Origin of the sequence: Embleya sp. NPDC020886, assembly GCF_044333915.1 — a bacterium.
GTDB lineage: Bacteria > Actinomycetota > Actinomycetes > Streptomycetales > Streptomycetaceae > Embleya.
On record NZ_JBIRRX010000004.1, the window covers coordinates 548,938 to 566,580 of the forward strand.

Here is a 17,643-nt window from a genome sequence, read left to right on the forward strand (position 1 = left end):
AATGCGAGATGGCGAAGGCTTCCCCAGGGCAGGCACGGACGACGGCCGCCCGGAGCCGGCACGACGAGCAGGATCTGCGTCGGCTGTTGGCCGCGCTGACCGGCGTCCGTGACGGCAACTTCCGCAAGCGCCTCACGGTCTCCGGCGACGGGATCATGTCCGAGATCGCCGTCGTGTTCAACGACATGGTCGAGCGCAACCAGCATCTCTCCGGCGAGTTGGCCCGAGTGCGCCGGGTGGTCGGTCGTGAGGGCAAACTCACCGAGCGGCTCGACCCCGGACCGGGCGAGGGCGCCTGGGCGACCAGCATCGACGCGGCCAACGCGCTCGTGGAGGACCTGGTCCGCCCGACCGTCGAGGTCGGCCGGGTGCTGGCCGCGGTCGCCGAGGGCGATCTGTCCCAGCGGATGGACCTGCGGATCGCCGAGCAGCCGTTGCGCGGCGAGTTCCTGCGGATGGGCCGTACCGCCAACGGCCTGGTGGATCAGCTCAGCGCGTTCGCCGACGAGGTGACCCGGGTGGCCCGCGAGGTGGGCACCGAGGGCAAGCTGGGCGGCCAGGCCCGGGTGCGCGGGGTGTCCGGCAGTTGGAAGGACCTCACCGACTCGGTCAACACGATGGCCAGCCGGTTGACCCTCCAGGTGCGCGACATCGCGCTGGTGACCACCGCCGTGGCCAAGGGCGACCTCTCCCGCACGGTCACCGTCGAGGTGGCCGGCGAGATGCTGGAGCTGAAGGAGACCGTCAACACGATGGTCGACCAGCTCTCCGGCTTCGCCCAGGAGGTCACCCGGGTGGCCCGCGAGGTCGGCACCGAGGGCCGCCTCGGCGGGCAGGCCCGGGTCGAGGGTGTCTCGGGCACCTGGAAGGACCTCACCGACTCGGTCAACATCATGGCGGGCAACCTGACCGCCCAGGTGCGCGACATCGCGCAGGTGACCAAGGCGGTCGCGTACGGCGACCTGTCGCAGACCATCACGGTGTCCGCGCGCGGCGAGATGGCCCAGCTCGCCGAGACGATCAACGCGATGACCGGCACGCTGCGTACGTTCGCCTCCGAGGTGACCCGGGTCGCCCGCGAGGTCGGCTTCGAGGGTCGGCTCGGCGGCCAGGCCCAGGTACCCGGTGGCGCGGGCATCTGGAAGGACCTGACCGACTCGGTCAACACCGCCTTCTTCAACCTCACCGCGCAGGTGCGCGACATCGCCGGGGTGACCACGGCGGTGGCCCAGGGCGACCTGTCGCAGAAGATCACCGTGGACGTCTCCGGCGAGATGCTGGAGCTCAAGAACACCGTCAACACCATGGTCGGCCAACTGTCCGCGTTCGCCTCGGAGGTGACCCGGGTGGCCCGCGAGGTGGGCAGCGAGGGCATCCTCGGCGGTCAGGCGCAGGTATCCGGGGTGGCCGGCACCTGGAAGGACCTGACCGACTCGGTCAACGTGATGGCCGGCAACCTGACCGGCCAGGTCCGCAACATCGCCCAGGTCTCCACCGCGGTGGCCCGGGGCGACCTGTCGCAGAAGATCACGGTCGACGTCTCCGGCGAGATGCTGGAGCTCAAGAACACCGTCAACACGATGGTGGACCAACTGTCCGCGTTCGCCTCGGAGGTCACCCGCGTCGCCCGCGAGGTCGGCGGTGAGGGACGTCTGGGCGGTCAGGCCCGGGTCGTCCCGGGCGTCGCCGGCGTCTGGCTCGACCTGACCGACTCGGTGAACTTCATGGCGGGCAACCTGACCGCCCAGGTCCGCAACATCGCCGAGGTGACCACGGCGGTCGCGCGCGGCGACCTGTCCAAGAAGATCGACGTGGACGCGCGCGGCGAGATCCTGGAGGTCAAGAACACCGTCAACACGATGGTCGACCAGCTCTCCGCGTTCGCCGACGAGGTCACCCGGGTGGCCCGCGAGGTCGGCACCGAGGGTCGGCTCGGCGGCCAGGCCCAGGTGCTCGGCGTGGCCGGCGTCTGGCGCGACCTCACCTACTCGGTGAACTCGATGGCCGGAAACCTCACCGAACAGGTCCGCAGCCTGGGCCAGGTCACCACGGCGGTGGCCCGGGGCGACCTGTCGCAGAAGATCACCGTCGACGCGCGCGGCGAGATCCTCGAACTCAAGAACACCGTGAACACCATGGTCGACCAGCTCTCCGGCTTCGCCGACGAGGTGACCCGGGTGGCCCGCGAGGTGGGCACCGAGGGCCGCCTCGGCGGCCAGGCCGACGTCAAGGGCGTCTCGGGCACCTGGAAGGACCTGACCGAGTCGGTCAACGTGATGGCCGGCAACCTGACCGGCCAGGTGCGCAGCATCGCCGACGTGACCACGGCGGTGGCCACGGGCGACCTGTCCAAGAAGATCACCGTCGACGCGCGCGGCGAGATCCTGGAGCTGAAGGAGACCGTCAACACGATGGTCGACCAGCTCTCGGCGTTCGCCGACGAGGTGACCCGGGTGGCCCGCGAGGTGGGCACCGAGGGCCGCCTCGGCGGCCAGGCCCGGGTGCGCGGGGTGTCCGGCATCTGGAAGGACCTGACCGACAACGTCAACGTCATGGCCAACAACCTGACGTCCCAGGTCCGCAACATCGCCCAGGTGGCCACGGCCGTGGCCGACGGCGACCTGTCGCAGAAGAGCACGGTCGAGGCCAAGGGCGAGATGGCCGGTCTCGCGGGCACCATCAACACGATGGTGGACACGCTCCGGGCGTTCGCCGACGAGGTCACCCGAGTGGCCCGCGAGGTGGGCACCGAAGGCATCCTGGGCGGCCAGGCGCACGTGCCCGGCGTCTCGGGCACCTGGAAGGACCTGACCGACAACGTCAACTCGATGGCGGACAACCTCACCGGCCAGGTCCGCAACATCGCCAAGGTGACCACCGCGATCGCGGGCGGCGACCTGTCGCAGAAGATCGACGTGGACGCCCGCGGCGAGATGCTCGAACTCAAGACCACGATCAACACGATGGTCGACCAGTTGTCCGCGTTCGCCGGCGAGGTGACCCGCGTCGCCCGCGAGGTGGGCACCGAGGGCATGCTCGGCGGTCAGGCCGAGGTCGAGGGCGTCTCCGGTACCTGGAAGCAACTCACCGAGAACGTCAACGAGTTGGCCGGCAACCTGACGCGCCAGGTGCGGGCCATCGCCGAGGTGGCCACCGCGGTGACCCGCGGCGACCTGTCCCTGCAGATCGCGGTCGACGCGTCCGGAGAGCTCGACGAGCTCAAGGACAACATCAACCAGATGATCTACAACCTGCGCGAGACCACCCGGGCCAACCGCGAACAGGACTGGCTCAAGACCAACCTGGCCCGGATCTCCGGTCTCATGCAGGGCCGCCGCGACCTGATGGCGGTCGCCGCGCTGATCATGAGCGAGCTCACCCCGGTCGTGGACGCCCAGCACGGCGCGTTCTTCCTGGCCGAGCTGACCCAGGAGGACGTGGTCGAGCTGCGGCTGATCGCCTCCTACGGCTACCAGGACGGCGGCGGCGTGCCCACCCGCTTCCGGCTCGGGCAGTCCCTGGTCGGCCAGGCCGCGCTGGAGAAGCGCTCGATCCTGATCCTGGACGCGCCGCCCGGCTACATCAAGATCGCCTCCGGACTGGGCGAGGCGGCGCCGGCGAACGTGATCGTGTTGCCCGTGCTGTTCGAGGACCAGTTGCTCGGCGTGCTCGAACTCGCCTCGTTCCGCCCGTTCACCAAGGTGCACCGCAACTTCCTGGAGCAGCTCAACGAGCAGATCGGCGTCACGGTCAACACGATCATGGCGAACTCGCGCACCGAGATGTTGCTGGCCGAATCGCAGCGGCTGACCGAGGAACTCCAGGAACGCTCCGAGGAGCTCCAGCGCCAACAGGGCGAACTGCGACACTCCAACGCCGAGTTGGAGGACAAGGCGGCGCTGCTGGCCCGGCAGAACCGGGACATCGAGATCAAGAACCGGGAGATCGAACAGGCCCGCCAGGCGCTGGAGGAGCGCGCCGAACAACTCGCGCTGTCCTCGAAGTACAAGTCCGAGTTCCTCGCCAACATGTCGCACGAGCTGCGCACCCCGCTGAACAGCCTGCTGATCCTGGCCAAGCTGCTCGCGGACAACGTCGAGGGCAACCTGACCCGCAAGCAGGTGGAGTTCGCCGAGACCATCCACGGCGCCGGATCCGACCTGCTGCAACTGATCAACGACATCCTGGACCTGTCCAAGGTGCAGGCCGGAAAGATGGACGTACGGCCCGCGCGGATCGCGCTGGCCCAACTGATGGACTACGTCGAGGCGACCATCCGGCCGCTGACCTCGGAGAAGAACCTCGACTTCACCGTGCACGTCTCGCCCGCGGTGCCCGGCATCCTGTTCACCGACGAGCAGCGCCTCCAGCAGGTGTTGCGCAACCTGCTCTCGAACGCGGTCAAGTTCACCGACTCCGGCTCGGTCGAGGTGTTGATCACGCTCACCGACGACATCCCGCTGACCAACACCGAGTTGGACAACGCCGAGCACGCGGTGGCCTTCTCGGTGATCGACACCGGCATCGGCATCGCGGTGGACAAGCTCAAGGTGATCTTCGAGGCGTTCCAGCAGGCCGACGGCACCACCAGTCGCCGCTACGGCGGCACCGGGCTGGGGTTGTCGATCAGCCGGGAGATCGCCTGGTTGCTCGGCGGCGAGATCCACGCCGAGAGCATGCCGGGCCGCGGCAGCACGTTCACCCTCTACCTCCCGCTGGACAGCGTCCTGGTTCCGGGCGACGAGGCCGGCCACGACCGGCAGGGTGAACTCGCCCCGACGCCGTACCGGAGCGCGCTGCCCGCCGCGCCGCCCTCCACCCCGCTGCTCAGCGACGCCCCCGAGCTGCTCTCGGACGGCGAGCCGATCGTCGAGGAGACCGGCAAGCGGGTGCCGCGCCGGGTGCTGGTGGTGGAGAACCCGCAGACCGACGGCGCCCCGCTGGCCACCGTGCTGGCCGCGATGGACGGCGCGATCGAGTTGAGCACGGCCCCCGACGAGGGCGAGGCGGTGCGTCTGCTCGCCGAGGCGCCGCCCGCGTGCCTGGTGGTGGACCTGCGGCTGGCCGACGAGGGCGCCTGGCAGGTGCTGGACGCGGTCGCCTCCCGGACGGAATTGCAGAACCTGCCGGTCGTGGTGCACGTCCCGGAGCGGCCCACCCGTTCCGAATCGGGCCGACTGCGCGGCTACCGGCGCCGGATCGTGCTGCTCCAGCGGGTCTCCACCCCGGACGCGCTGACCCGGACGGTCCTGGGCGCCGCCGGCCCGGACCGCACCGAGCACGCGAGCCCGGCCAAGCCGGTGGTCGAGCCGTTCGAGGGCACCTTCGACGGCGAGCGGGTGCTGATCGTCGACGACGACGTGCGCAACGTGTTCGCCCTGACCAGCGTGCTGGAGCAGTACGGGCTGAGCGTGTTGTACGCGGAGAACGGCCGCGAGGGCATCGAGGTGCTCCAGGCGCACGACGACATCGCGATCGTGCTGATGGACGTGATGATGCCCGAGATGGACGGCTACGCCACGACCTCGGCGATTCGCCGGATGCCGCAGTACGCGGGCCTGCCGATCATCGCGTTGACCGCGAAGGCCATGAAGGGGGATCAGGAGAAGAGCATCGACTCCGGGGCGTCCGACTACGTCGCCAAGCCGGTCGATACGCGGCACTTGTTGGGACTCATCCGAACCTGGCTCGACCACTAGTTCGCTTCCGGGGCGGCTCGCAGCCCATGATGGAACCCGAACGGGTCGAGTGACGTTGAAGGAGCGGAGGGGTCGATGCGGTGTTGTCGCGACCGTGGGTCGGGACGTGGTGACACCATGCGGTCGTCTGTTTCGGAATACCTGCCGAGCCGATCGCCTGGCCACTACCATGACCGGGACGAGCACCACCCGGAACGTGTGCTCGACCGGCGTGGCGTGCGCCGGGGCGATCTCGGCCGAGGCTGTGTCGAGCGCAACCGTGTCGATCGAGGCTGTGTCATTCAGGGCCGCGTATACCGAGAACATGCACAAGGACGAGTGGAGCCGACCGATACGCGGGGTCACCCACCGTGTCGGATCGAAGAGGGTGGGCCATGACGGAGAAGGCCAAGATCCTCCTGGTCGATGACCGTCAGGAGAATCTGCTCGCCCTGGAGGCGATCCTGTCCGCGCTGGACCAGACCCTGGTTCGGGCGCACTCGGGCGAGGAAGCCCTCAAGGCGCTGCTCACGGACGAGTTCGCGGTGATCCTGCTCGACGTCCAGATGCCCGGCATGGACGGTTTCGAGACGGCCGCGCACATCAAGCGCCGGGAGAAGACCCGGGACATCCCGATCATCTTCCTGACCGCGATCAACCACGGTCCGCACCACACCTTCCGCGGCTACGCGGCCGGTGCCGTCGACTACATCTCCAAGCCGTTCGACCCGTGGGTGTTGCGGGCCAAGGTCTCCGTGTTCGTGGACCTGTACAAGAAGAACTGCCAACTGCGCGAACAGGCCACGCTGCTGCGCGGGCGACTCGAAGGGGTCGCCGGCGGCGACCGGGCCGGGGCGGACGTGATCGCCGAGCTGTCCTCGCGGCTGGCCTCGGTCGAGGAGCAGGCCGACGGCATGGCCAAACAGGTCGAGTCGGCGAACGACGCGATCCTGGCCGCCTCGGCGAACCAGTTGCGCCGCCGGGTGGCCCGGATGCGCGCCGCCCTCGACGCCCTCGCCCCCGCAGCGGCCGGCCACGGCGGTCCGCCGCTGGTGCCCGCCCCGGACACCGGCGAGGTCGACGACTGACCCTTTGGTGTCGCACGCCGGCCGGGCCCATCCGCGGCCCGGCCGACGTGCGCCCGGCGCCGCCCGCGACCGCCCGGGCACCCGGACGGATCGCCTCGGGGTCGACACGCGCATTCCGGGCCCTGTGACGCACGAGGTGGGAAGGGTCCACCGGTAACCTCGGAACATGGCCACACGTGCGTCCGGCGGCGGAGCGCAACCGCGCACGGCCGCGAAGAAGAAGGCTCCCGCCAAGAAGCCCGCGCCACCTCCGCCGCCCCCGCCGAAACTGCTCGGGGGTCTGCCCGCGCTGCTCGGGAGGGGCCTCAAGCGGTTGTGGCTGGGGTTGGCCCACGCGTTCGGCTCGGCCGCGCGGGGCATCGGCTCCGGTGCGCGCGGACTCGATCCGGCCCATCGCCGGGACGGGGTGGGTCTGGCCCTGCTCGGCCTGGCCATAGTGATCGCCGCGGGTGCGTGGGGCACCATCGACGGCGCGGTCGGCGAAGCGGTCAACGCGGTGGTCGCGGGCCTGGTCGGCCGGCTCGACCTGTTCGTGCCCTTCCTGGTCGGCGCGCTGGGCGTGCGGGTGATGCGCCATCCGGACCAGAAGGACGCCACCGGTCGGATCATGATCGGCTGCACCGCGCTGGTGTGCAGCGTGCTCGGCCTGATCCACGTCGGCTGCGGCACCCCGCAACCCGGCGACGGCGCGGCCGCGATGCGCGACGCCGGCGGGCTGATCGGCTGGGCCTTCGCGACCCCGCCCGTGCATCTGGTCACCCGCTGGGTCGCGGTGCCGCTGCTGGTGCTGCTGATCGTGTTCGGCCTGCTCGTGGTGACCGCGACGCCGATCAACGCGGCGCCCGAGCGGCTCGCGGTCTTCCTCGGCTTCGTCGAGGGGCCGCCGCCCGCGGACGAGTACGAGGACGAGCACCCGAGCGGCTTCGCCGGGTACGACGAGGACGAGGAACCGCCCGCGCCCGCGCCGGTCCGCAAGACCCGGCCGCGCCGCCGGCCGAGTCCCGCCGCGAGCGGCCATCCGGACGCCGTCGACGTGGCCGCGGCCGCCGCGGCGGCGCTGGACGCGAACGACGCGGGTCTGGTCGTACCGCCGGCGCGCTCGCGCAAGGCCGCCGCCGCTCGGGTGGTGACCGACCTGCGGGCCCGCGCCGCCGACGCGCCGGCGCACACCCCCGCGCCGCCGCGCAGCGAGCAGTTGAAGCTGTCCGGCGACATCACCTACCACCTGCCCGGCCCCACGCTGCTCAAGAAGGGTCCGCCGGCCAAGGCCCGCAGCAAGGCCAACGACGACGTGGTCGCCGCGCTGTCCAAGGTGTTCGAACAGTTCAACGTCGACGCGCAGGTCACCGGCTTCTCCCGGGGCCCGACGGTGACCCGGTACGTGATCGAGCTGGGTCCGGCGGTCAAGGTCGAACGCATCACCGCGCTCGCCAAGAACATCGCGTACGCGGTGGCCAGCCCGGACGTGCGGATCATCAGCCCGATCCCGGGCAAGTCCGCGGTCGGCATCGAGATCCCCAACACCGACCGCGAGATGGTCAGCCTCGGCGACATCCTGGCCTCGGAGACCGCGGCCGGCGACGCGCACCCGATGATCGCCGCGCTCGGCAAGGACGTCGAGGGCAACGACGTGGTGGCCAATCTGGCCAAGATGCCGCACCTGCTGGTCGCGGGCGCCACCGGCGCGGGCAAGTCGAGCTGTATCAACGGCCTGATCACCTCGATCATGATGCGGGCCACGCCCGAGGAGGTGCGGATGGTGCTGGTCGACCCCAAGCGGGTCGAACTGACCACCTACGAGGGCATCCCGCACCTGATCACGCCGATCATCACCAACCCGAAGAAGGCGGCCGAGGCGCTTCAGTGGGTCGTGCGCGAGATGGACATGCGCTACGACGACCTGGCCAACTTCGGTTTCCGGCACGTGGACGACTTCAACGCCGCGGTGCGGGCGGGCAAGCTCAAGATGCCGCCGGGCAGCGAGCGCGAGGCGCAGCCCTACCCGTATCTGCTGGTGATCGTCGACGAGTTGGCCGACCTGATGATGGTCGCCCCGCGTGACGTCGAGGACTCCATCGTGCGGATCACCCAGCTCGCCCGCGCCGCCGGCATCCACCTGGTGCTGGCCACCCAGCGGCCCAGCGTCGACGTGGTGACCGGACTGATCAAGGCCAACGTGCCCTCCCGGCTCGCGTTCGCCACCTCCTCGCTCGCGGACAGCCGGGTCATCCTGGACCAGCCCGGCGCGGAGAAGCTGATCGGCAAGGGCGACGCGTTGTTCCTGCCGATGGGCGCGAGCAAGCCGATCCGGATGCAGGGCGCCTACGTCACCGAGGACGAGATCGAGGCGGTCGCCCGGCACTGCAAGGAGCAACTGCGGCCGGAGTACCGCGAGGAGGTCACCGCCCCGCCGGATCGCAAGAAGCAGGTGGACGAGGACGTCGGCGACGATCTCGACCTGCTCTGCCAGGCGGTCGAACTGGTCGTGTCCACCCAGTTCGGCTCGACCTCGATGCTCCAGCGCAAGCTGCGGGTCGGCTTCGCCAAGGCGGGTCGGCTGATGGACCTGATGGAGAGCCGGGACATCGTGGGACCGAGCGAAGGTTCCAAGGCGCGCGAAGTTTTGATCAAACCGGATGAAATCGAGTCGATTATGGCCACGTTGCGCGGTGAATGATCCGACTTAAGTGATGATTGGTGTCAGTCGTGATGAATGACGCATAAGGGGCGAATCGTGTCGATCGGTCAGAGTCTCGCCCAGGCGCGAGTGCGGGCCGGTCTCACTGTGGAACGGCTCAGTGAGGTCACCCGCATCCGACAGGTCATCATCGAGGGCGTCGAATGCGACGACTTCGAACCGTGCGGCGGCGACTTCTACGCTCGCGGTCACATCCGCACGCTGGCCCGCGCGACGGGCCTGGATCCGGAGCCGCTGGTCGCCGAGTACGACCACACGGTCGGCGGCACCAGCACCCCCCGCCCGACCCAGATCTTCGACTCCCCCCGCAAGTCGATCGAGTACCGCCGGCCGAACTGGACGCTGGCCATGGGCGTCGCCGTGGTCATCGTGCTGATCTTCGCGTTCGTGCAACTCGCTGGCGGGCGCGCCGACGACGACGAGAAGGAGACCGCGTCGCGGGTCACGCCGACCTCGGCCGCCCCCGTGGTTCCGCCGCCGCCCCCGCCGCCGTCCCCGGTCGCGCCGGTGGCCAAGACCCCCGAATTCCCGGCCGAGGTGGTGGTCACGATCACCGCGGTGGACGGCCGTAGCTGGGTGCGCGCGTTCGACGCCGACAACAAGCAGATCTTCGAGACGATCCTGGACAAGGGCGAGGCCAAGACGCTCACCGACCCCGAGCAGCTCAAACTCCAGATCGGCAATTCCGGCGCCGCGCGCCTGAAGGTCAACGGCAAGGACGTGGGCCCGGCGGGCGAGGAGGGCGCCGTCGTCAAGCACACTTTCGTGCCCGGCGACCCGGTCCCGCAGATGCGGGCGACCCCGTCGCCCACCCCTTCCGCCCGGTGACGGGCCATCGTGACCTCCCCGGAACCATCGGACGCTTCCCTGCGTCCGGTCCACGCCCATGTCTGACGTAGGCTTTCCGGCATGTCCGCCCGCGATACCACCAGCCCCGCCGCCCCGGCCGAGAGCCCCTCCGCCCTGCGCACCGTCGCCCTGGTCACCCTCGGCTGCGCCCGCAACGAGGTGGACTCCGAGGAACTCGCCGGCCGGCTCGAGGCGGACGGCTGGTCCCTCGTCGAGGACGCCGCGGACGCCTCCGTCGTCATGGTCAACACCTGCGGTTTCGTCGAGTCCGCCAAGAAGGACTCGATCGACACCGTTTTGGAGGCCGCCGACCTCAAGGGCGAGGGCCGTACCCAGGCCGTCGTCGCGGTCGGATGTCTGGCCGAACGCTACGGCGACCAGCTCGCGGGCGCGCTGCCCGAGGCGGACGCGGTGCTCGGCTTCGACGACTACAGCGACATCTCCACCCGGCTGCGCTCGATCCTCGCCGGCGACGAGCACACCTCGCACGTCCCGCGCGACCGCCGGGCGTTGCTGCCGATCACCCCGGTCGAGCGCCAGGCCGCCGCCGTCGCGGTGCCCGGTCACGGCGCCCCCGAGGACCTCCCGGAGGGCATCGCCCCCGCCTCCGGGCCGCGCGCGCTGCGCCGCCGGCTGGGCTCGGGCCCGGTCGCCTCGCTCAAGCTCGCCTCCGGCTGCGATCGCCGCTGCTCGTTCTGCGCGATCCCCTCCTTCCGCGGCTCCTTCCTCTCCCGCCGCCCCTCGGACGTGATCGCCGAGGCCCGCTGGCTGGCCGAGCAGGGTGTCCGCGAGATCGTCCTGGTCAGCGAGAACTCCACGTCGTACGGCAAGGACCTGGGCGACCTGCGCCTGCTGGAGACGCTGCTGCCGGAGCTGGCCGCCGTCGAGGGCATCGAGCGGGTCCGGGTCAACTACCTCCAGCCCGCCGAGATGCGGCCGACGCTGCTCGACGTGCTCACCGGCACCCCCGGCGTCGCGCCCTACTTCGACCTGTCCTTCCAGCACGCCTCCGAGCCGGTGCTGCGCCGGATGCGCCGGTTCGGTTCGCGCGAGGCGTTCACCGCGCTCCTGGACCAGGCCCGGGCCAAGGCCCCCGAGGCGGGCGCCCGGTCGAACTTCATCGTCGGCTTCCCCGGCGAGACCGAGGAGGACGTCGACGAGCTGGAGCGCTTCCTGATCGCCGCCCGGCTGGACGCCATCGGCGTGTTCGGCTACTCGGACGAGGACGGCACCGAGGCCGCCGGCTACGCCGACAAGCTCGAACCCGACGTGGTGGCCGCCCGCGTGGAGCGGATCTCCCGACTCGCCGAGGAACTGGTCGCCCAGCGCGCCGAGGACCGGATCGGCACCGAGGTGATCGTGCTGATCGAGGAAGTCGGCGAGGACGGCACCGCCGAGGGCCACGCACACCACCAGGCGCCCGAGACCGACGGATCGACGACGGTGGTCGGCGAGGGCCTGCGGGTCGGCGATCTGGTCCGGGTCCGGGTCACCGACAGCGAGGGTGCCGACCTGCACGGAGAGGCGATCGACGTGATCGTGCCCGGGGGCGATCGGTGACGGCCGAACCGGCACCGCAGCGTCGGCGTCCGGCCGAGGCCGTCCGCGCCGCCGCGGCCAACCACCCGCCGAAGCCGGACCGCCTCGGCGACCCCACCACCTCGGTGAGCGCCTGGAACGCGGCCAACGCGCTGACCATGATGCGGGTGGCCCTGGTGCCGGTCTTCGTCGTCCTGCTGCTGCAGGACGGCGGCCACGATCCCGCCTGGCGGGCCTGGGCCTGGGCCGCGTTCACCGTCGCCAGCATCAGCGACCTCTTCGACGGCAAGCTGGCCCGGATGCACAACCTGGTCACCGACTTCGGCAAACTCGTCGATCCGATCGCCGACAAGGCACTGATGGGTGCCGCGCTGATCAGCCTGTCCGCGCTCGGCGACCTGCCCTGGTGGGTCACCCTCGTGGTGCTCGCCCGGGAGATCGGCATCACCCTGCTGCGCTTTTGGGTGATCCGGCACGGCGTGATCCCGGCCAGCCGGGGCGGCAAGGCGAAGACCATGCTCCAGGGCGTCGCGATCGGCATGTACACACTGGTCATGACCGGCCCGCTGGCCAGCACGCGGGCCTGGGTCATGGCGGCCGCGGTGATCGTCACCGTGGTGACCGGCCTGGACTACATCGTCAAGGCCATACGACTGCGACGCGGCACGCCGGTGCCCGCCGGACAGGTCTGACGTCGGGACGGATCCCGACCACGGGGGGGAGCAGGACCATGCGCGAATTGAGGATCGAACTGGTCGCGGTGGGGGACGAGTTGCTCGTCGGCGACGTGGTGAACACGAACGCGGTCACCCTCGGCCGCCGGCTCACCGCGGCCGGACTGCGGGTCACCGGCGTGTCCACCGTGGGCGACGGCCTCGACGAGATGATCGACGTGCTCACCCAGGCCGTGCGGCGTGCCGACGCGGTGCTCGTCTCCGGCGGCCTGGGCCCCACCTCCGACGACCGCACCCGCGAGGCGATCGCCGCCGTCGCGGGCGCGGCGCTGCGCCGGGACCCGGCGATCGAGGATTGGCTGCGCCGGCGCTATCAGGGCCTGAACCGCACCTTGACCGCGCTCGGCCTCCAGCAGGCCGACGTGCCCGAGGGCGGCCGCTCGTTGCCCAACCCGAACGGCAGCGCCCCGGGCGTGGCGATCTCGATCGGCGACGTACCGGTGTACGCGGTGCCCGGCCCGCCGCACGAGATGATCGCGATGGTCGAGGAGCAGGTGCTGCCCGACCTGCTGCGGCGCGCGGGCGGCGCACCGATCCGGGCCCAGCGGCAATTGCTCACCGCGTCGATCGGCGAGGGCGTGATCGCCGCGATGCTGGAACCGCTGGAGAAGGAACTCGCGATCGCGGGCGCGGTCGAGGTGGCCTACCTCGCCACCGCCGGACGGACCAGGGTCAAACTCACCGCGACCGCCCCCGGCGGGGTCGAGGCGGTCGACGCCGCCGCGTTGCGGGCCCGCGAACTGCTCGGCGGCTGTGTCTACGGCGAGGCCGGCGACACGCTGGCCGGTGTCGTGCTGGCCCTGTTGCGCGAGCACGACGCCACCGTCGCGGTGGCCGAATCGCTCACCGGCGGCCTGGTCGCCGCCGAACTGACCTCGGTGCCCGGCGCGTCCGCGAGCGTGCGCGGCTCGGTCACCGCGTACGCCACCGACCTCAAGGACTCGGTGCTCGGGGTGGACGCCGACCTGCTCGCCGCCGAGGGCGCGGTTCACCCGGACGTGGCGGCGCGGATGGCCGAGGGTGTGCGGCGGATCATGTCGGGTACCTACGGGGTGGCCACGACGGGGGTCGCCGGTCCGGATCCCCAGGACGGCAAGCCCGTGGGCACGGTATACATCGCGGTGGCCGGTCCCGAGGGAACAACCGTGCTGTCGCTGCTGTTCTCGGGCAGTCGGAGCAGGATTCGGGAGATGACGACGGTCCGCGTACTGGACCTGCTCCGGTGTGTGGTGGCGGGGTTGCCGGCCGAGCAGGATCCGGCGTGTACGGGGTGACCGGGCGCGCCGGCCGGCCGGTGGGAGCACTTCGGTCGGGAACGTGGGGGACACGCGGAAGGGCGGGCGAGGACGTGCTGCGAATCGAGGCGGGAGTGCCCCGCGAGCCCTATGGACCCTGGACACCCTCGCCGTCAAGGTTCCACGCCCTGAGTGAACAGGACCGCAAGGCGGGCACACCCGCGCGGTCGGGCAGGTACGGTGGGGCTGTGACCCCCCGAGCCGCCCTAGGAGGGAGCGACCGATGATCCTGCTCCGTCGCCTGCTGGGTGACGTGCTGCGGCGCCAGCGCCAGCGTCAGGGTCGCACCCTGCGCGAGGTTTCGTCCTCAGCCCGGGTATCCCTTGGCTACCTGTCCGAGGTCGAGCGCGGCCAGAAGGAAGCCTCGTCCGAACTGCTCGCCGCGATCTGCGACGCGCTGGACGTGCGCATGTCCGTGCTCATGCGGGAGGTCAGCGACGAGCTGGCCCTCGCCGAGCTGGCCTCGGCCGAGGCGATGCGACCGGTCCTGGAGCCGGTCGGTGCCGGTTTCACGCCGAACGAGCGCGCCGCCGCCGAACGTCAGAACAACGACCGGTCGTCGGGCACGGGCCCGATCTCCGCCGACACCGCGGTGAGCGTGGTGGTGGCGGCCTGAGGACGACGACCGAGGGTGTGCTCTTTCCCACTCGGGAGCATCGATCGGCCGATTCGGGGCATCCGGTGCCAGGTGGACCGGGTTCCCCGACCCGGCAACCGATCGACACGGATCCCGAGGAGTCGTAGCACCATGGTCGTCGTCAAGAGCCCCCTGTCCGACGAGGCGCGCAAGATCACCGGCGAGGCGCTGCAGGGCGCCCTCGTCGACCTGATAGATCTCTCGTTGGTCGCCAAGCAGACCCACTGGAATGTGGTCGGCCCACGCTTCCGCTCGATCCACCTGCAGTTGGACGAGGTGGTCGCCTCGGCGCGTACCTTCGCGGACACCGTCGCCGAACGTGCTTCGGCGATCGGGTACAACCCCGACGGCCGGGCCGCGACCATCACGGCGGGCAGCGGCGTCCCGCAGCCGGAATCCGGCTGGATCAAGGACGGCGACGTGGTCGGCTACTTCGTCGGCGTCTACGGCGCCGTGATCGAGCGCATGCGCGAGCGGATCGCGGCCACCGAGGAACCGGACCCGGTCAGCCAGGACCTGTTCATCACCATCGCCGCGGACCTGGAGAAGATGAGCTGGATGTTCCAGGCCGAGAACCAGAGCTGAGCCGATTCCCGGTCTGCCGGTTCGCCCGAGCCCCGTCTCCCGTCTCGGAGGCGGGGCTTCGGCGTGGGTGGGCTACCAGGGCATCGCGACGCCGCCGTTGGGACGCAGGATCTGGCCGGTGACGAACTTGGCGGCGTCCGAGGCGAGGTAGGCGACCGCGTAGGAGATGTCGGTGGGCTCGCCGACGGCGCGCAGCGGGGTCATCCGGGCCATCGGCGCGGCCACGGCGGCCTTGCGCTCCAGATCCTCGTTGCCGTCCGCGTCGGTCCAGTGCCGGCCGGTCATCCCGGTGACGATCCAGCCCGGCGCGACCGCGTTGACCCGCACGCCGCTGGGGCCGACCTCGGTGGCCAGGGTCTTGGTCAACTGCACCACCGCGGCCTTGGCCGCGCCGTAGCACAGCAGGCCCGAGGTCGCGGTGTCCACGGCGCCGGAGGCCATGTTGACGATGCTGCCGAAGCCCTGCGCGGACATCACGCGCGCGGCGGCCCGGCAGCCGAAGAAGACGCCCTTGAAGTTGATCGCCAGGACCCGGTCGAGGTCGGCCTCCTCGGTCTCGATCACCGTGCTCGAATGCATCACCCCGGCGATGTTGGCGAGCACGTCGAGTCGGCCGTGCGCGGTGACCGCGTCGTTGATCAGCGCGTCCACCTGGGCCGCCTTGGAGGTGTCGACGCCCGCGGCGGTCGCGGCGCCGCCGGCGGCCACGATCGCCTTCGCGGTCTCCCGGGCCCCCGCTTCGTGGATGTCCGCGCAGACCACGGTCGCGCCCAGGTCGGCCAGCACCTCGGCGCTGGAGCGGCCGATGCCGGAGGCCGCGCCGGTGACGACGGCGACTCGGCCGGTCAGATCGAGGGCTTCACGAAACACGGTTGGCCTCCCGGCGCTAGGCGTGCACAGCGCGCCGACCGTACGAGCCATCTGACGAACAGTCAATAAAGGTGCGCGGCAAGGAGATCGGTGTCACCGCAGGCCCTCCTTTCGATGGCACCAGCGGTGTGTGGCGCCGCCGAAGGGGAAGATCCCATTCGCCGCGAGGGCGTCACACGGGTCGGTCCGCACCGGATTCGACCCCCGCTGGGATCCGGTCCTGCCGGAACGGGGCGGGCGGGCCGCGCCGGATTCGGCCCGGGGGCGCGGGCGGGTGGTGCGCGGCGGATCCGGGTCCGCGGCGGGGTCGGCCGTGGGCGTCCCGGTCCCGTCCTCGGCGTCGGTTTCGGCGTTGGCTTCGGCTTCGGTCGAGCCGCCCGCCATCTCGGTGATCGCCGGCGCGGGCTCCGCCGGGAGCGCGGCGGCGGGGGCGGGTGCGACCGGTGGGGCCGGAGCCGCCACCGGTGCTGCCGGGCGCGGCGTCGGGTCCGGCGCGGCCACTCGGGTACAACCGACCGAGGCCGACAGCAGGATGGGCAACACCAGGGCGGGCACGATCCGGGACGCGGTCATGCCCTGTACGACGAACCGCCCGGGTATCGGTCACCGGGTGTACCTCCATCGGGTGACGGCTGGCAGCGCGGGCACCAGTACGTCACCCGCGGCGGATCCCCCAGGTCGGCGCGCCGGATCGAACCGCCGCAGCGCGCGCACGGGCGTCCGCCGCGCCCGTAGACCCAGTGCCGGCGACCCGGCCGGGTGTCGCCCGTGGTGACGTGCCCGACCCGGTCGCGGTTGGCGTTCAACGCACGATGCGCCAGGGTCGCCCACGCGTGCGGATCGCCCGCCGCGGCCACCGGGGTCCAGGGGGCGACGCCGCGCAGGAAGCACAACTCCACCCGGTACACATTGCCGAGGCCGGCCAGGTTGCGCTGGTCCAGGAGCGCGTCACCGATCGGCCGGCCCGGCCGGGCGGCCAGCCGGCGGGCGGCCTCGTCCGGATCCCAGTCCGGGCCGAGTGGATCCGGCCCCAGGTGGCCGACCACGGTCGACTCCTCGGCGGTGCGCACCAACTCGACCACGGGCATCCGCATCCCGACCACGGTCTGCGCCGCGTTGGCCAGCACCAGCCGGATCGCGTGCCAGGGACGCGGGAGCGGGCGCGGGCCGGTGGGCTGGATCTCCCAGGTGCCGTCCATCCGCAGGTGGGTGTGCAGCGTGAGGTCGCCCTCGATCCGGGTCAGCAGGTGTTTGCCGCGCGGGACCACCGCCAGTACCGAACGCCCGGTCAGATCCACGGTCGCCAGCCGGGGCACCCGGAAGTCGGTCACGGTCAGCGGGCGGTCCACCAGGGCCGCACGCAGCCGCCGCGCCGCCTGATACACGCTGTCGCCTTCGGGCATTCCACCATTGTCCCGGGTGTCGTCGTCCCCGGGAGACGGGGCCGAGCCCGGGGCCGGCCCTCCGAGTCCCCCCGGACCCGTCGGTGCGGCCGAACCCCGGGGGTCGCGGCGCCGCAGGTGTGGCGGCCCGGGAACCGACGTCGCGAGCGCGCGGCCAGGAACACGCCCGCGACGCCGGATCCGAGTACGTCCGACCGTGACGCGTGCAGGGTCGCCACGGGCGGATGGTGCCGGTCGACTCCGTCGGGATCCCTCCCGGCGTCGCCT

12 protein-coding genes are annotated in these 17,643 nt (G+C 71.2%); 9 read left to right on the forward strand and 3 right to left on the reverse strand.

The features are described from left to right. Positions 1–8 precede the first annotated feature (8 nt). From ACH4U8_RS17445 to ACH4U8_RS17485, 9 genes are all read left to right on the forward strand, one after another. On the forward strand, positions 9–5,699 hold the full coding sequence (locus tag ACH4U8_RS17445) for a HAMP domain-containing protein (protein WP_395778646.1): 5,691 nt from the start codon (positions 9–11) through the stop codon (positions 5,697–5,699). Between the two features lie 374 nt (positions 5,700–6,073). Further along, positions 6,074–6,766 (forward strand): response regulator, encoded by a 693-nt coding sequence (locus ACH4U8_RS17450; RefSeq protein WP_360304818.1) that lies wholly within the window; start codon positions 6,074–6,076, stop codon positions 6,764–6,766. 166 nt (positions 6,767–6,932) lie between these two features. Then, positions 6,933–9,443 carry a DNA translocase FtsK gene (locus tag ACH4U8_RS17455; RefSeq protein ID WP_360304820.1) on the forward strand — a complete coding sequence of 837 codons (2,511 nt, stop codon included), beginning with the start codon at positions 6,933–6,935 and terminating at the stop codon, positions 9,441–9,443. 57 nt (positions 9,444–9,500) lie between these two features. Further along, on the forward strand, positions 9,501–10,292 hold the full coding sequence (locus ACH4U8_RS17460; protein WP_360304822.1) for a helix-turn-helix domain-containing protein: 792 nt from the start codon (positions 9,501–9,503) through the stop codon (positions 10,290–10,292). 81 nt (positions 10,293–10,373) lie between these two features. Next, a complete protein-coding gene (rimO, locus tag ACH4U8_RS17465; protein WP_395778648.1) occupies positions 10,374–11,873 on the forward strand; it encodes a 30S ribosomal protein S12 methylthiotransferase RimO in 1,500 nt (499 codons plus the stop codon). Then, positions 11,870–12,544 carry a CDP-diacylglycerol--glycerol-3-phosphate 3-phosphatidyltransferase gene (gene pgsA / locus ACH4U8_RS17470; protein WP_360304826.1) on the forward strand — a complete coding sequence of 225 codons (675 nt, stop codon included), beginning with the start codon at positions 11,870–11,872 and terminating at the stop codon, positions 12,542–12,544. Before rimO ends, pgsA begins: the two co-directional genes overlap by 4 nt. A gap of 38 nt (positions 12,545–12,582) precedes the next feature. Further along, a complete protein-coding gene (locus tag ACH4U8_RS17475; protein WP_360304828.1) occupies positions 12,583–13,860 on the forward strand; it encodes a CinA family nicotinamide mononucleotide deamidase-related protein in 1,278 nt (425 codons plus the stop codon). A 244-nt stretch (positions 13,861–14,104) separates the two neighbouring features. Beyond that, on the forward strand, positions 14,105–14,497 hold the full coding sequence (locus tag ACH4U8_RS17480; RefSeq protein ID WP_360304830.1) for a helix-turn-helix transcriptional regulator: 393 nt from the start codon (positions 14,105–14,107) through the stop codon (positions 14,495–14,497). Positions 14,498–14,629: 132 nt separating this feature from the next. Then, positions 14,630–15,103 carry a DNA starvation/stationary phase protection protein gene (locus ACH4U8_RS17485; RefSeq protein WP_360304832.1) on the forward strand — a complete coding sequence of 158 codons (474 nt, stop codon included), beginning with the start codon at positions 14,630–14,632 and terminating at the stop codon, positions 15,101–15,103. 72 nt (positions 15,104–15,175) lie between these two features. Here the strand turns inward: ACH4U8_RS17485 and ACH4U8_RS17490 are convergent, their stop codons facing one another. From ACH4U8_RS17490 to ACH4U8_RS17500, 3 genes are all read right to left on the reverse strand, one after another. Next, a complete protein-coding gene (locus ACH4U8_RS17490; protein ID WP_360304834.1) occupies positions 15,176–15,973 on the reverse strand; it encodes an SDR family NAD(P)-dependent oxidoreductase in 798 nt (265 codons plus the stop codon). A 93-nt stretch (positions 15,974–16,066) separates the two neighbouring features. After that, positions 16,067–16,546, reverse strand: coding sequence for a hypothetical protein (locus ACH4U8_RS17495; protein ID WP_395778650.1), 480 nt, complete (start codon positions 16,544–16,546; stop codon positions 16,067–16,069). Next, positions 16,543–17,376 (reverse strand): DNA-formamidopyrimidine glycosylase family protein, encoded by an 834-nt coding sequence (locus tag ACH4U8_RS17500; RefSeq protein WP_360304838.1) that lies wholly within the window; start codon positions 17,374–17,376, stop codon positions 16,543–16,545. Before ACH4U8_RS17500 ends, ACH4U8_RS17495 begins: the two co-directional genes overlap by 4 nt. Between the last annotated feature and the right edge of the window lie 267 nt (positions 17,377–17,643).